At 69.3% G+C, this 15299-nt stretch carries 15 protein-coding genes; 1 reads left to right on the top strand and 14 read right to left on the bottom strand.

The genetic code is table 11. The features are described 5' to 3' along the window. Positions 1–28: 28 nt before the first annotated feature. Positions 29–856: an isoprenyl transferase gene (locus tag MA875_RS10985; RefSeq protein ID WP_248242325.1), complete on the bottom strand. Its 828-nt coding sequence runs from the start codon at positions 854–856 to the stop codon at positions 29–31. Further along, on the bottom strand, positions 853–1581 hold the full coding sequence (gene recO / locus MA875_RS10990; protein ID WP_248242326.1) for a DNA repair protein RecO: 729 nt from the start codon (positions 1579–1581) through the stop codon (positions 853–855). Before recO ends, MA875_RS10985 begins: the two co-directional genes overlap by 4 nt. A 36-nt stretch (positions 1582–1617) precedes the next feature. Between recO and MA875_RS10995 the strand changes: the two genes are divergently transcribed. Further along, positions 1618–2304, top strand: coding sequence for a trimeric intracellular cation channel family protein (locus tag MA875_RS10995; protein WP_248242327.1), 687 nt, complete (start codon positions 1618–1620; stop codon positions 2302–2304). Positions 2305–2311: 7 nt separating this feature from the next. Here the strand turns inward: MA875_RS10995 and leuA are convergent, their stop codons facing one another. From leuA to lepA, 12 genes are all read right to left on the bottom strand, one after another. Continuing rightward, positions 2312–4072 carry a 2-isopropylmalate synthase gene (gene leuA / locus MA875_RS11000; RefSeq protein ID WP_248242328.1) on the bottom strand — a complete coding sequence of 587 codons (1761 nt, stop codon included), beginning with the start codon at positions 4070–4072 and terminating at the stop codon, positions 2312–2314. A gap of 135 nt (positions 4073–4207) precedes the next feature. Continuing rightward, the gene (gene era, locus MA875_RS11005; protein WP_248242329.1) at positions 4208–5125 is read right to left on the bottom strand and encodes a GTPase Era; all 918 of its coding nucleotides are present in this window, start codon (positions 5123–5125) and stop codon (positions 4208–4210) included. Beyond that, complete coding sequence (locus MA875_RS11010; RefSeq protein WP_248242330.1) at positions 5122–6432, bottom strand: hemolysin family protein; 1311 nt, start codon at positions 6430–6432, stop codon at positions 5122–5124. The genes era and MA875_RS11010 overlap by 4 nt, the downstream gene beginning before the upstream one ends. Next, positions 6429–6899: an rRNA maturation RNase YbeY gene (ybeY, locus tag MA875_RS11015; protein WP_248242331.1), complete on the bottom strand. Its 471-nt coding sequence runs from the start codon at positions 6897–6899 to the stop codon at positions 6429–6431. Before ybeY ends, MA875_RS11010 begins: the two co-directional genes overlap by 4 nt. Then, the gene (locus tag MA875_RS11020; RefSeq protein ID WP_248242367.1) at positions 6896–7924 is read right to left on the bottom strand and encodes a PhoH family protein; all 1029 of its coding nucleotides are present in this window, start codon (positions 7922–7924) and stop codon (positions 6896–6898) included. Before MA875_RS11020 ends, ybeY begins: the two co-directional genes overlap by 4 nt. A gap of 43 nt (positions 7925–7967) precedes the next feature. Further along, a complete protein-coding gene (locus MA875_RS11025) occupies positions 7968–8315 on the bottom strand; it encodes an HIT domain-containing protein (protein WP_248242332.1) in 348 nt (115 codons plus the stop codon). 23 nt (positions 8316–8338) lie between these two features. Then, complete coding sequence (locus MA875_RS11030; RefSeq protein WP_248242333.1) at positions 8339–9067, bottom strand: 16S rRNA (uracil(1498)-N(3))-methyltransferase; 729 nt, start codon at positions 9065–9067, stop codon at positions 8339–8341. Between the two features lie 3 nt (positions 9068–9070). Continuing rightward, positions 9071–10189 (bottom strand): molecular chaperone DnaJ, encoded by a 1119-nt coding sequence (dnaJ, locus tag MA875_RS11035; protein WP_248242334.1) that lies wholly within the window; start codon positions 10187–10189, stop codon positions 9071–9073. Positions 10190–10239: 50 nt separating this feature from the next. Then, positions 10240–11280, bottom strand: coding sequence for a heat-inducible transcriptional repressor HrcA (gene hrcA / locus MA875_RS11040; RefSeq protein WP_248242335.1), 1041 nt, complete (start codon positions 11278–11280; stop codon positions 10240–10242). A gap of 102 nt (positions 11281–11382) precedes the next feature. After that, positions 11383–12594: a radical SAM family heme chaperone HemW gene (gene hemW / locus MA875_RS11045; RefSeq protein ID WP_248242336.1), complete on the bottom strand. Its 1212-nt coding sequence runs from the start codon at positions 12592–12594 to the stop codon at positions 11383–11385. A 2-nt stretch (positions 12595–12596) separates the two neighbouring features. Next, positions 12597–13247: a DUF1990 domain-containing protein gene (locus MA875_RS11050; protein ID WP_248242337.1), complete on the bottom strand. Its 651-nt coding sequence runs from the start codon at positions 13245–13247 to the stop codon at positions 12597–12599. Positions 13248–13257: 10 nt separating this feature from the next. Then, positions 13258–15105 carry a translation elongation factor 4 gene (gene lepA, locus MA875_RS11055; RefSeq protein ID WP_248242338.1) on the bottom strand — a complete coding sequence of 616 codons (1848 nt, stop codon included), beginning with the start codon at positions 15103–15105 and terminating at the stop codon, positions 13258–13260. Positions 15106–15299: the final 194 nt, after the last annotated feature.

Raw genomic sequence — 15299 nt, forward strand, 5'->3', positions numbered from 1 at the left:
TCGACCACAACCATCCCCCGCGGCGTCGCTATTCCTGCGAATCGTGATCTGCGATGTCGGATGTCGGCTGATCGACCGCTCCTCCGAAGCGGCGGTCGCGGTCGAGATAGAGATCGATCGCCTGCCACAGGTGTTCCCGCGAGAAATCGGGCCACAGCGTGTCGAGGAAGACGAACTCGGCGTACGCAGACTCCCAGAGCAGGAAGTTGGAGGTCCGCTGCTCGCCGCTGGAACGGATGAACAGGTCCACATCCGGCATGTCGGGCTGATACAGATGGCGTCGGATGACCTTCTCGTTGATCGCCGAGGGGCGCATCCGCCCGGCGGCGACCTCGCCGGCGATGGCGCGCATCGCGTCGACGAGCTCGATGCGCCCACCGTAGTTGATGCACATCGTGAGGGTCAGGACGTCGTTGCCGGCGGTCAGCCTCTCGGCGAACTGCAGCTCCTTGATCACCGAGGTCCACAGTCTCGGCTTCCGGCCGGCCCAGCGGATCCGCACGCCCCATTCGTTGAGCTGATCGCGGCGGCGGTGCAGCACGTCGCGGTTGTAGCCCATCAGGAAGCGGACCTCGTCGGGCGAGCGTGCCCAGTTCTCCGTCGAGAAGGCGTACACGCTCAGGTGCCGCACCCCGGCCTGGATGGCGCCGGCGACGACGTCGAGGAGCACCTCCTCGCCCGCCTTGTGGCCCTCGACACGGGTCAGACCCCGCCGGTTGGCCCACCGGCCGTTGCCGTCCATGACGATCGCGACATGACGCGGCACGGCCCCCGGGAACGACGGCGGCTGGACGCCGGTCCAGTCCAGCGGGCGGTAGGGCACCGCGTCGCGGTGGGTGTACGGCTTGGGTGTCATCGTGCGGCCTCGACGTGTTGGAGCGAGCGGATGCCGCGCTCGAGATGCCATTGCGCGTAGGCGGCGATGAGGCCGGATGCGGCGCCGGACGAGTGCGCCGAGGCGGCATCGACGATGTCCCACTCCCCGGCCATGAGGGCGGTCAGCAGGCCGATCGTGGCGGGATCGATGCGCGCTGCGCCGGTGGGAGCGCAGGCGGCGCACACCACGCCGCCCAGCTGCGCGACGAACTGCTCGTGCGGTGCCGGTGCGCCGCAGCGGGCGCACTCGCCCAGACCCGGCGCCCATCCCGCGAGCGCCATCGCCCGGAGGAGGTAGGAATCGAGGATGCTGCGGGCGTCGTGGTCGCCGCGCGCGAGGGCGCGCAACCCACCGACCAGCAGGAGGTAGTGCGGGGCGGCGGCGTCGGGGTCGTTCAGCCTGTCGGCGGCCTCGACCATCGCGTGGGCGGCGGTGTAGCGGTCGTAGTGCTGTGAGATGTCGGCGCCGTACGAACCGAGGGACTCGGCCTGCTGCACGATGTCGAGCGAGCGACCCCGGGAGAACTGCACGTCCGCCACCATGAACGGTTCGAGGCGGGCGCCCAGTCGCGACGAGGTGCGACGCACGCCCTTGGCGACGGCGCGGATCTTGCCGCTGCGGCGGCCGAGGGCGGTGACGATGCGATCCGCCTCCCCCAGCTTGTGGGTGCGCAGGACCACGACCTCGTCGCGATAGGTGGGCACACTCGATTATCGCGTCCGTCGGGTCAGAATGGACGCGTGGACGAGCCGCTCTTCGTGATTCCGCTGTGGGCAGACCTGACGGCGGTGGGACTCGGCGGCATCCAGGGGGCACTGTTCGCCTCGGGGTTCCGCGGCCAGCGTCGCCTGGACTTTCTCGGGGTGGCGATCATCGGCGTCGTGCTCGGAATGGGCGGCGGTCTCATCCGCGATCTGTTGCTGAACACCACCCCGGTCACCCTGCAGAGCAACTGGTACCTCATCACCGCGACGGTCGCGGCACTGGTCGGGATGCTGCTGTCGGGCGTGTTCGCGCGTCTGAACGCGCTGATCGTGGGGCTGGACGCGCTGTCGATGGGGCTGTTCGGCGCCTTCGGGACCAGCAAGGCGCTCGCGCTCGGCCTGCCCGTCGTCCCCGCCGTGTTCGTGGGCGTCTGCGCGGCGGTGGGAGGCGGGATCCTGCGGGACATGCTCATGGGCGTGCCGATCGCCATCATGCACGTCGGGTCTCTCTACGCCGTCGCCGCGGGGGTCGGATGCTCCGTGCTTGCCACTGCGCACGCCTTCGGCGCCCCCCTCGCGGTGGCGGCGATCATCGGGATCGGCGTGACCGCGGTCATCCGGCTCCTCGCCGTCATCTTCGACATCTCCCTGCCCGAGCAGCGCGCGCTCTACCGCCGGAAGGTGGCGGTGGAGACGACGGGGATCCCGATCATCAAGCCGTGAGCACCGCTCACACGCCGGCGAGGACGCCCGCCTGCTCGCGGGTGCGGATCGACCGGTTCACCCCCGACACGATCGCCTTGAGCGACGCCGTCGAGATGTCGCCGTCGATGCCCACCCCCCACAGTCGCTGACCGTCGACCTGCAGCTCGATGTAGGCAGCCGCCTGCGCGTCGCCGCCCGAGCTCAGCGCGTGCTCAACGTAGTCGTAGAGGGTCACGTCGAAGCCCTGGGCGCGGATGACCTCCAGGAAGGCGGCGACGGGGCCGTTGCCGTGGCCGGAGGCCGCGACACGGTCCTCCCCGTCGCGCAGCGACACCTCGAGGGTCACATCGCCCGACATGTCGCTCTCGGTGCGGGTGCTGAGCAGCTCGAACCGGCCCCAGCGCTCCTCGGGGTCGGCGGAGGGCAGATACTCGTCGGTGAAGATGCGCCAGATCTCGTCGCTGGTGACCTCCCCGCCCTCGGCATCGGTCTTGGCCTGCACGACACCGGAGAATTCGATCTGCAGACGACGCGGCAGATCGATGGCGTGGTCGCTCTTGAGCAGGTACGCCACTCCGCCCTTGCCGGACTGGGAGTTGACGCGGATGACCGCTTCGTACGACCTGCCCAGATCCTTCGGGTCGATCGGCAGGTAGGGCACGGCCCACTCGAGCTCGTCGACCGAGACGCCCTCGGCGGCAGCCCGGGCGTCCATCGCCTCGAAGCCCTTCTTGATCGCGTCCTGGTGCGAGCCGCTGAACGCGGTGAACACGAGGTCGCCGGCCCAGGGGCTGCGCTCGTGCACCGGCAGCTGATTGCAGTACTCGGCGGTCCGCTTGATCTGGTCGACGTCGCTGAAGTCGATCATCGGGTCGATGCCCTGGGTCAGCAGGTTGATGCCGAGCGCGACCAGATCGACGTTGCCCGTCCGCTCGCCGTTGCCGAACAGGCATCCCTCGATCCGGTCGGCGCCGGCCATGTACCCGAGTTCCGCCGCGGCGATCGCCGTGCCGCGGTCGTTGTGGGGGTGAAGCGACAGGATGACGTTCTCGCGGTGCGCCAGGTGGCGGCTCATCCATTCGATCGAATCGGCGTACACGTTCGGCGTCGCCATCTCGACGGTGGCCGGCAGGTTGATGATGACCTTGCGGTCGGGTGTGGGCTCGAACACCTCGATCACCTGGTTGCACACGTCCACCGCGAACTCCAGCTCGGTGCCGGTGTAGCTCTCGGGCGAGTACTCGTAGAAGACCTTCGTCTCGGGGATGCGCTTCTCGAACTCCCGGCACAGCCGCGCGCCCTCGAGCGCGATGTCGATGATGCCCTGCTTGTCGGTGCGGAAGACGACCTCGCGCTGCAGGACGCTCGTGGAGTTGTAGAGGTGCACGATGGCCTGCTTCGCCCCGGCGATCGACTCGTACGTGCGCTCGATCAGGTGCTCCCGCGCCTGGGTCAGGACCTGAATCGTGACGTCGTCGGGGATGACATCCTCTTCGATGAGGTGGCGGACGAAGTCGAAGTCGGTCTGGCTGGCGGAGGGGAAGCCGACCTCGATCTCCTTGTACCCCATGCCGACCAGGAGGTCGAACATGATGCGCTTGCGCTCGGGGCTCATCGGGTCGATGAGAGCCTGGTTGCCGTCGCGCAGATCGACCGCGCACCAGCGGGGCGCCTGCGTGATGCGGGCATCGGGCCAGGTGCGGTCGGGCAGATCGACGCGGATCTGCTCGTGATACGGCCGATACTTGTGGATCGGCATGCCCGAGGGGCGCTGGGTGTTCTTCATGTCGCTTCTTCTCTTCCACGTCTGAGGGACGGGCCGACGCCGAGCTCCGCGACGAGGGTGGCCCTAGATCGAGGCCTCGCCGCGGCGGCTAAGGAGAAGAAGCAGGCCGGCGCGCATGCCGCCATGGTAGCAGGCTCAGAAACCGAGACGTCTCAGCTGTTTCGGGTCGCGCTGCCACTCCTTGGCGATCCGCACATGCAGCGCCAGGTAGACGCGCGTTCCGAGGAGCGGTTCGATCTGCGCTCGGGCGCGTGCTCCGACGTCGCGCAGTCGTGAGCCGCGGTGACCGATGATGATGGCCTTCTGGCTGTCGCGCTCGACGACGATGTCGGCGAAGACGTCGGTCAGGTCGCTGTCCTCCCGCGGCGCGATGTCCTGCACGACCACGGCGATCGAGTGCGGCAGTTCGTCACGCACCCCCTCCAGCGCCGCCTCGCGGATGATCTCCGCCACGCGGTCGTCCACCGACTCATCGGTGACGAGGTCGTCGGGGTAGAGTGCGGGGCCCTCCGGCATCAGGGCGAGGACCTCGTCGCTGAGCACGTCGAGCTGGGTGCGGGTCAACGCGGAGAGGGGGATGACGGCGGCCCAGTCCTCCCGCAGTGCGTCGACCTCCATGAGCCGCTGGGTGACCTGCTCCCGCGGCGCGGCGTCGATCTTGGTGACGATGGCGATCTTCTTCGCGCGGGGGTATCCCGACAGCGTTGCCGCGATCCGGCGATCGCCCGGGCCCACCGCGTCCGTGGCGGGAACGCAGAACCCGATCACGTCGACATCGCCGAGCACGTCTTCGACGAGGTCGTTCAGGCGCTGGCCGAGGAGGGTGCGGGGCTTGTGGATGCCCGGGGTGTCGACGATCACGAGCTGACCGCCCGGGCGATTGACGATCCCCCGGATCGCGCGACGGGTCGTCTGGGGCTTCTCGCTCGTGATGGCGATCTTCTCACCGACCAGCGCGTTCATGAGGGTGGACTTGCCGACGTTCGGTCGGCCGACGAAGGTCACGAATCCCGAGCGCGAGGCGCCCGAGGTCGCGGTGGAATCGGCGGTCATCGTGCTCCTGCTTCCCGTTCCCTGTGCTCCCGCTCCCGAGTGGCAACGCTGTCCTCCGACCGTTCGACGAAGACGGTCGCGAGGCCCCGCCCCCGCCCCCGCGAGGTGCCGCCGGTCATCACCAGGCCCAGGTACTCGGCGGTGGCGCCGGGCTGCGGCACCTGGCCGAGGGCTTTGCCGAGGAGGCCGCCGATGGAGTCGACGTCTTCGTCCTCCAGCTCGATGCCGAAGAGATCCCCGACCGCGTCCAGACCGAGTCGCGCGCTGACCCGATAGCGGCCGGGGTCGACCTCGACGACCTCATCGGCCCGCGGATCGTACTCGTCGGAGATCTCCCCGACGAGTTCCTCGATGATGTCCTCGAGCGTGATCAGGCCTGAGACCCCGCCGTACTCGTCCACGACGAGACAGACGTGCACCGCATCCCGCTTCATCTGCTGGAGCAGCGTCTCGGCGCGCATCGACTCGGGGACGAACACGGCCTTGCGCGCGATGCGGGTGACCGGGGCATCGCGCCAGCCGGATTCGTCGCGGAAGCCGAACTGCACGAGGTCCTTGAGGTAGAGCACTCCCACGACGTCATCGGCGTCCTCGTCGATGAGCGGAACGCGGGAGACCCCCTTGTCGAGGAAGACCTGCATCGCCTCGCGCGTGGAGGTGGTGGCCTCGACGGTGACCATGTCGGTGCGCGGCACCATCACCGCCCGCACGAAGGTGTCAGTGAAGTCGAACACGGAATGGATGAGGTCCCGGTCGTCCTGCTCGATGAGGTCGTGCGATGCCGCCTCGTCCACGATGCTGAGCAGCTGCTCCTCGGAGGCGAAGGAGGCGCCGCGCGGCGCGCCGGGGGTGACGCGATTGCCGAGCACGACCAGGCCGTGGGCGAGGGGTCCGAGCACCAGACGCGCGGCACGGATGACCGGCGCCGCGCCCCGGAGGAGACCCCGAGCGTGACGGCGGCCCACACCGCGGGGGCTTGCCCCCACGAGCACGAAGGAGATCCCCGTCATCAGCACGATCGCCGCGACGATCGCCCAGGGGATGCTGTCGAACAGGATCACGAACGACACCGTCACCAGCACGGCGGCGCCGGTCTCCGCGAGCACGCGGATGAAGACCACGGCGATGGCGTGAGCGTCGGGATCGGCCGCGATCCGTCGGAGGGAGGTGGCGTTGCGCGGCGACTGCTCGGCGAGCTCGGTGAGGTCGCCTCGGGACGTGACCCCGAGGGCGGCGTCGATGGACGCCATGAGCGCACCGAAGGCGATCAGGACGAGCGCAAGGAGAAGGAGGAGGACGGGGGTCATGACCGCGCGCGACGGCGCTCGCTCATCTGGAACGACACGATGAGGTCGCGCTGGAGCCCGAACATCTCCTTCTCCTCCTCAGGTTCGGCGTGGTCGAAGCCGAGGAGGTGCAGCAGGCCGTGCGTGGTCAGCATGACCAGCTCGTCCATCGTCGAGTGGCGAGCAGCGGCCGCCTGCGTCTCGGCCACCTGGGGGCACAGCACGATGTCGCCGAGGAGTCCCGCCGGCGTCGGCGACTCCTCGGTGCCCGGCCGCAGCTCGTCCATCGGGAAGCTCAGCACGTCGGTCGGCCCCGGCTCGTCCATCCACTGCAGGTGCAGGGACTCCATCGCTCCTTCATCGACGAGGAGGATCGCGACATCCGCCTCGGCGCTGACGTGCAGCTCGCCGAAATTGTGCTCCATGAGACGCAGGAGCACGGTCTCGTCGATCGGCATGCCGGACTCGTTGGTGATCTCGATCGTCACTGGCGTCCCCGTTTCGGCAGGCGGTCTCGGGGACCGGTGGTGCGCGCCGCGCTGCGGCGCTCCGCGCGGCTTGCCAGCTCGGCCGCCTCGTCACGCTCGCGCCGCGCGGCCAGCCTCCGCTCATCGAACTCGCTGTACGCGTCGACGATGCGACCCACCAGGGTGTGGCGGACCACGTCCTCGCTCGTGAGGTAGGCGAAGTGGATGTCGTCGATGCGGTCCAGCACGCGGGTCACCAGGCGCAGCCCCGACGTGCCCTGAGGCAGATCCAGCTGGGTGATATCACCGGTGACGACCATCTTCGTCCCGAACCCGAGCCGGGTGAGGAACATCTTCATCTGCTCGGGCGTGGTGTTCTGGGCCTCGTCGAGCACGACGAACGAGTCGTTGAGCGTCCGCCCCCGCATGTAGGCCAGCGGGGCGACCTCGATGGTGCCGCTGGCCATGAGCTTGGGCACGACCTCGGGATCCATCATCTCGTTGAGGGCGTCGTACAGCGGGCGCAGGTAGGGGTCGATCTTGTCGGTGAGGGTGCCGGGGAGGAACCCGAGACGCTCCCCCGCTTCCACCGCCGGCCGGGTGAGGATGATGCGGTTGACCTCTTTGCGCTGCAGCGCCTGCACCGCCTTGGCCATGGCGAGGTAGGTCTTCCCGGTGCCTGCCGGACCGATCCCGAAGACGATGGTGTGGTCGTCGATCGCGTCGACATAGGCCTTCTGCCCGAGCGTCTTCGGACGGATGACGCGGCCCCGCGTGGACAGCAGCGGCTCGCCCAGCACCTCGGAAGGGCGCGGACCGCCGTCGCTGCGGAGGATCCGATCGGCCGATGCGACATCGGCAGGACCGAGGCTCTGACCCCTCCGGGTCATCTCGACGAGCTCGTCGACGAGCACGCGGGCGGCCGCGACGGCGTCCGCCTCGCCCGTCAGGGTGATCTCGTTCCCGCGCACGTGGACGTCGACCTCGGGATGCTCCTTCTCGACCATGCGCAGCAGCCGGTCTTGGGGGCCGAGCAGCTGGACCATGGCGACGCCGTCCGCGAGGACGCGCTGGACGGCAGGTGGGGTGTCAGGCACGGAGCTCCTTCTCTTCCAGGCCCCCGGCGAGGACGTGCGCGTGCACGTGGAAGACGGTCTGTCCGGCGTTCGCGCCGGTGTTGAAGACGAGGCGGTAGTCGCCGTCGGCGTGCTCGGCCGCGAGCGACCCGGCCATCGCGATCATCTCGCCCAGCAGTCCCGGGTCGGCTGCGGCCAGCTCTCCGACGTTTCGATACCGCTCGGTCTTGGGGATGACGAGCAGGTGCACCGGGGCCTGCGGGGCGATGTCGCGGATGGCGAAGACGTTCTCGGTCTCGCTGATGATCTCACCCGGGATGTCGCCGGTGCGGATGCGGGTGAAGACCGACGGTTCGCTCATGGATGAAGTCTACCGACGGGTCGTCACCATCGACCGAGGGCGGTGCTCACGACCGCGATGGCGGCGGGGCCCGCGGTCGAGGTGCGCAGGACCGATTCGCCGAGGCGTCGAAGGGTCGCGCCTGCGTGCTCAAGGGTCGTGAGCTCTTCCGGCGCGATGCCCCCCTCGGGACCGACGACGAGGAGGAGATCGCGTTTCGACGGCGTGAGGGCCGACAGCGGCTCGAGCGCGGTCGGCTCGAGGACGACGACGAGCTCGGTTCCCGCTCGACCGGCGATCGCGGCGGTCGAGACCGGATCCGAGACGACGGGCACCCAGGGCCGGTGGGCCTGCTTGGCCGCCTCCCGGGCGATCGTCTGCCAGCGCTCACGCCCTCGGGCCGCCTTCGCCGCGTCCCACCGGGAGATGCTTCGCGCTGCCTGCCAGGGAATGATCTCGTCGACCCCGAGCTCGGTCGCGGCTTGCACGGCGAGCTCGTCGCGGTCTCCCTTCGCGAGAGCCTGCGCGAGGATGACGCGGGGAGTCGCTGCGGCCACATGGCTGCGCGCTGTCACGCGCACGACCACCGCCGCGGGCGACACCTCCGCGCAGGTCCCCTCGAGCCACACCCCCGCGCCGTCGCCGACGGTCACCGCCTCCCCCGTGCGCACCCGACGGACGGTTGCGGCGTGTTTCGCCTCGGATCCGGTGAGGGTGACGGTGCCCCCGACGTCCGCGCTGGTCGCCTCCGGGGCGACGAAGTGCAGTGGCACGGCTCACCCGTTCCGGAAGCGGTCCCGGAGCTTGGCGAAAAGGCCCTGATGGAACTCGGACAGGTGGGGCGGTGCCGGCTTGGTGCGCTTGGCGAGCTCCTCGATCAGCGCGCGCTCGCGATGGTCGAGCCGCGTGGGCGTGACCACCTGCACCCCGACCCGGAGGTCACCGCGCTGCGAGCCGCGCAGGGGCGTGATGCCGCGACCCTTGATGGTCAGCACGTCGCCCGACTGCACGCCGGCACGCAGCTCCAGGTCCACCGGTCCGTCCAGGGACTCGATCGTGGTGTGCGTTCCGAGGATCGCATCGGGCATCGAGACCTCCAGCGTCGCCAGGAGGTCGTCACCGTCCCGCGAGAACACCGGGTCGGGTGCGATGTTGACCTCCAGATAGAGGTCGCCGTTCGGGCCGCCGGCGGGGCCGACCTCACCCGACCCGGGCAGCTGCAGTCGCAGGCCGCTCTCGACACCGGCCGGAACGTCGATCGACACGGTGCGGCGGGAGCGGACACGCCCCTGACCCTGGCAGGTGGCGCAGGGATAGGGGATCGTCGTGCCGTAGCCCTGGCATACCGAGCACGGCTGCGAGGTGACCACATTGCCGAGGAGGCTTCGCACCTGGCGCTGAACGTGCCCGGTGCCGTGGCAGATGTCGCAGGTGACGGGTGACGTGCCGGGCCGGCAGCACGAGCCGCTGCACGTCTCGCACACCACCGCGGTGTCGACCTCGATGTCCCGGTGGACGCCGAAGACGACGTCCTTGAGTTCGAGGGTGATCCGCACGAGCGCATCCTGACCCCGCTCACGACGAGAGCGTGGCCGGGCACCGCGCGGGCCCCCACCCGCTCCCCCGCCGAAGAACGTCTCGAAGATGTCGCTGAAGCCGCCGAACCCGCCGGCCGCGGCGCCGAAGGCGTTGTCGCCCCCCATGTCGTAACGGGCCCGCTGATCCGGGTCGCTCAGCACGTCGTAGGCGTGGGTGACGAGCTTGAACCTCTCCGCCGCGTCCTCGCCGGGATTGACGTCGGGGTGCAGCTCTCTGGCGAGCCGTCGGTAGGCGCGCTTGATGTCGTCGGAACTGGCGTCACGCGCCACACCGAGTACTTCGTAGTGGTCAGCCACTTTCACCTTCCTGCCGCGTCGGGCGCGGGGAGTCTTTCGGGATGCTGTCGTCAGCGGGCGCTGTCGTCCTCGTCGAGGAGACGAGTGAGGTAACGGGCCACGGCCCGGACGGCCGCGAGGTTGGTGGGGTAGTCCATCCGGGTGGGGCCGAGCACGCCGACCCGGGCGCGGGACCCCGTCGCGTCGTACTCGCTCGCCACGACGGACGCTTCGCTGAGGCCGAAGGGCTCGTTCTCGCGACCGATGCTGGCGGCCAGGCCCTGATCGTCCGCGACCATCTCGCTCATCAGCTTCAGCAGCGTCACCTGCTCCTCGATGGCCTCAAGGAGCGGGTAGATGCTGCCGCGGAAATCGGCCTCGCTGCGGGCGAGGTTCGCGCTGCCGGCGAGGACGAGGCGGTCCTGGCGGAAGTCCTCCAGTTCCTCTCCGATCACCCGGAGGATGGCCTGCAGTGCGGGTCCGTCGGGATCGCCCGGTGTTGCGCCGTCCGACACCGCGGTCGCCACCCCTGCGACCCCCTCGCGGACGGGAACACCGACGACGAGGTCGGAGACCCGGCCGCGGATCCGCTGCATCCGCTCCTCATCGATCTCCACGCCGGGGAAGGCGAGACGCTGCGAGACCCGACCGGTGTCGGTGACGACGATGACCAGCACCTTGAAGGGGTCCAGTCGCACGAGTTCCACGTGCGAGACCGTCGCGCGGGCGAAGGACGGGTACTGCACGATCGCGACATGTCCGGTGAGGACCGTCAGTGCGCGCACCGTGCGGGCGAGCACCTCGTCGAGATCGGAGGGGCCCTCCAGGAACGAGGAGATCGCCGTCCGCTGGGCAGGGCTGAGGGGGCGCACCTGTGCCAGGTGGTCGACGAAGACGCGGTAGCCCTTGTCCGTCGGCACCCGGCCCGAGGACGTGTGAGGGGCGACGATGAGCTCCTCGTCCTCGAGCAGCGCCATGTCGTTGCGGATGGTCGCGGCTGAGACGCCGAAGGCGTGACGTTCGACGATCGCCTTGCTGCCGACGGGTTCACGCGTGTCGACGTAGTCCTGGACGATGGCGCGGAGCACCTGCAATCCTCGTTCGCTGACCATGACACCCCCTCCGGCGGCCTGCCGCTTCCCCTGGCACTCGTGGGATCCGAGTGCCAATTCTAACGGAACACCCTCCAGCTCGGACGGTCGAGTCGCGGCATGTCAGGCCGTGAGCGTCCGCACGACGCGATCGGCCAGAAGTCGTCCGCGCCGAGTGAGGCGCACGCGGTCGTCGGGTCGCGGCTCCACGAGGCCGTCCGCGACGAGCTCGGGCAGCGCGGCGGAGGCCCCCGGTGGCAGGGAGGCGATGCCGAGCCCCTCGCGGGTCCGGACCCCGAGGAGCACGGTCTCCAGCAGACGTGACGACGCGGTCAGCACTTCCCGTCCGGCCGCCGGCGACAGCCCGTGCGCCAGTCGCTGGGCGTAGGCGGCCGGGTGGCGGACGTTCCAGAACCGGGTGCCGGCGATGTGACCGTGGGCTCCGGGCCCGAAGCCCCACCAGTCGCCCCCCTGCCAGTACGCGGCGTTGTGCCGGCACCGGTCGGCGGAGGTCCGGGCCCAATTCGACACCTCGTACCAGGACAGCCCGGCCTCGGTGAGCAGATCGTCAGCGAGTTCGTACATCTCCGCCTGGAGATCGTCATCGGGCAGGCTCAGCTCGCCCCGACGGATGCGGCGGGCCAGGGCGGTGCCGTCCTCGACGATCAGCGCGTACGCGGACAGATGGTCCGGGCCCAGGGCCAGCGCCGTCTCGAGCGACGTGCGCCAGTCGGAAAGGGATTCGCCGGGCGTGCCGTAGATGAGGTCGAGGCTGACGCCGAGGCCGGCATCACGCGCGACCGCGACGGCGGTGGCGACCGCGTCACGGCCGTGCGATCGGTCCAGGGTGTCCAGCACGTGACCGACAGCGGACTGCATCCCGATCGACAGCCGCGTCACTCCCGCGTCTGCCAGCCGCCCGGCCACCACGGCGTCGACGGTGTCGGGGTTCGCCTCGACGGTGACCTCCACGTCGTCGGCGCCGGGGAACGCCGCGCGCACGCCGTCGAGCATGCGCACGAGGTCGTCGGCGGGGAGGAGCGTGGGCGTTCCCCCGCCGAAGAAGACCGTCTGGACGGGGCGCGGCGGTCCGAGGTCGGACAGCACGCGGCGGGCCAGCGTCACTTCGCGCAACAGCGTGTCGGCGTAGTCGTACTGTCGGGCTCCACGCAACTCGGTGGCGGTGTAGGTGTTGAAATCGCAGTACCCGCACCGCACCCGGCAGAAGGGGATGTGCAGGTACGCGCCGAACGGGGCCGACGGATCTATCACCCTGCCGGATGGCAACGACCCGTCGGTCGGTACGGGCTCACCGACGGGGAGCGCGGCACCCACGCTCAGGCGGGGGTGGCGTACAACGGTGAGATCGCACGCAGGTAGCGGGTGAACAGCTCCCGGCGTCGACGGCGGGTCAGGGCCGGGAAGAGCCGGTAGACGAGCGCCTGCGGCGCATCGAAGGCCCGCACCGTGAACCAGACCTCGTCGTTGTCCCGCCAGTCGAGCATGAACGACTCCTCACCGCTGACGACGGATCCCTGCACGGTTCCGAGGGCGAAGCCGATGCGACGAGGCTCCTCAACGGCGAAGATCACCCGCAGTTCTCCGTCGGCGCGCATGCCGGCGACCCGGCCGCCGAGGTGGACGGTCGCTCCGGGGGTGACGAACGGCGTGCCGTCGGAGTCGTAGCGCTGCTCGACCTCGAGCTTGCTGGGTGCGATCGGAGCGCCGTTCTCATCGAAGCTCACCCCCGCGTACATGGGTCCGGCAGCGGGGCGGACATCCGTGAGCTCCAAGCCGGCGCCGCGCTGGGCGCTCCATGACAGCAGGGACTCCCCCGCCGCCCGGAACCGCTCCTCACCGCTGCCGATACGCCACGACTCCTCGGCCGGGATGCTGCGCTCCGGCGGGAAATGCATGAGATCTGCTGCCTGGGTCGCTCCCACGGCGGCGTAGTCGACCGTGTCATCCCTGAAGGTTCCGCGGCGCATGGCTGACAGCCTACTTCTGCTTCCCCTCCACGTCCCCCGAGAGCGCGGCGATGAAGGCTTCCTGCGGCACCTCGACGCGGCCCACCATCTTCATGCGCTTCTTGCCCTCCTTCTGCTTCTCCAGGAGTTTGCGCTTCCGGGTGATGTCACCGCCGTAGCACTTGGCCAGGACGTCCTTGCGGATGGCGCGGATGTTCTCGCGGGCGATGATCCGAGCGCCGATGGCAGCCTGGATCGGCACTTCGAACTGCTGACGCGGGATGAGCTTGCGCAGCCGCTCGGTCATCATGGTGCCGTAGGCGTACGCCTTCTCCCGATGCACGATGGAGCTGAAAGCATCCACCTTCTCCCCCTGGAGCAGGATGTCGACTTTGACCAGATCGGCGGTCTGCGAACCGGCGGGTTCGTAATCCAGGCTCGCGTAGCCCTGCGTGCGGCTCTTCAGATGATCGAAGAAGTCGAACACGATCTCACCGAGCGGCATGTTGTAGCGCAGCTCCACCCGGTCTTCGCTGAGGTAGTCCATGCCCAGGAGCGAGCCGCGGCGGGACTGGCAGAGTTCCATGACGGTGCCGACGTAGTCCTTGGGCAGCAGGATCCCGACCTTGACGATGGGTTCGGAGACCTCGGCGACCCGGCCGTCGGGATACTCGCTGGGGTTCGTGACGGAGATCGTCTCACCGGTGTCGGTGTGCACCTCGTAGGTCACGGACGGTGCCGTGGTGATGAGGTCCAGCCCGAACTCCCGCGACAGCCGCTCCGTGATGATCTCCAGGTGCAGCAGGCCGAGGAAGCCGCACCGGAAGCCGAAGCCCAGCGCGACGGAGGTCTCGGGCTCGTACTGGAGGGAGGCGTCGGAGAGCTTCAGCTTGTCCAGCGCTTCGCGCAGCTCCGCGTAGTCGCTGCCGTCGATCGGGTAGATCCCGGAGAACACCATCGGCTTGGGATCGGTGTAGCCGGGCAGGGCCTCTGCGGCGGGCTTCCGCTGATTCGTGATCGTGTCGCCGACCTTGGATTGGCGGACGTCCTTCACGCCGGTGATGAGGTACCCCACCTCGCCCACGCCGAGTCCGCGCGTCGGGATCGGCTCGGGGCTGGACACACCGATCTCGAGCAGTTCGTGGGTGGCCTTGGTCGACATCATCTGGATGCGCTCGCGGGGCTCGAGCTTGCCGTCGATCATCCGGACATAGGTGACCACGCCCCGGTAGGCGTCGTACACGGAGTCGAAGATCATCGCGCGAGCGGGCGCATCGGCGTTCCCCCGGGGCGCCGGGATCTGCTCGACGATGCGGTCGAGGAGCTCCTCGACACCCATGCCGGTCTTGCCGCTGACCCGCAGCACGTCCTCCGGGTCGCCGCCGATCAGTCCCGCGAGCTCCGCGGCGTACTTCTCGGGGTCGGCGGCGGGAAGATCGATCTTGTTAAGGACGGGGATGATGTGGAGGTCGTTCTCCAGGGCGAGGTAGAGGTTGGCGAGTGTCTGCGCCTCGATCCCCTGTGCGGCGTCGACGAGGAGAATCGCGCCCTCGCAGGCCGCGAGCGACCTGCTCACCTCGTAGGTGAAGTCGACGTGGCCGGGCGTGTCGATCATGTTCAGTGCGAATGTGCCCGCATCGGTGGCCCACGGCATCCGGACGGCTTGACTCTTGATCGTGATGCCGCGCTCGCGCTCGATGTCCATGCGGTCCAGGTACTGAGCGCGCATGTCGCGATCGGCGACGACGCCGGTGATCTGCAGCATGCGGTCGGCCAGGGTCGATTTCCCGTGGTCGATGTGGGCGATGATGCAGAAGTTCCGGATGAGCTCGGGCGGGGTCGCACTGGGCTCGAGGGGCTGGGGGGCGCGCGGGGACATATTCCCTCGATTCTACGGGCGCGGGGGCGTCCGCCCGCGCCGCCGAGGAAGAGAGCGGATGCCGGTGTGAGCGGCCTGTCGCGACATGTCACGCGGAGTTTCCACAGGCGTCATCCACGCGACCGCGAATTCGGTAAGGATCGAACGGCGTGCCCCCGGACGATGGTCCCGTCGTGCTCGGGACGCCGTTCGTC

It is taken from the genome of Microbacterium kunmingense, assembly GCF_023155745.1.
Lineage (GTDB): Bacteria > Actinomycetota > Actinomycetes > Actinomycetales > Microbacteriaceae > Microbacterium > Microbacterium kunmingense.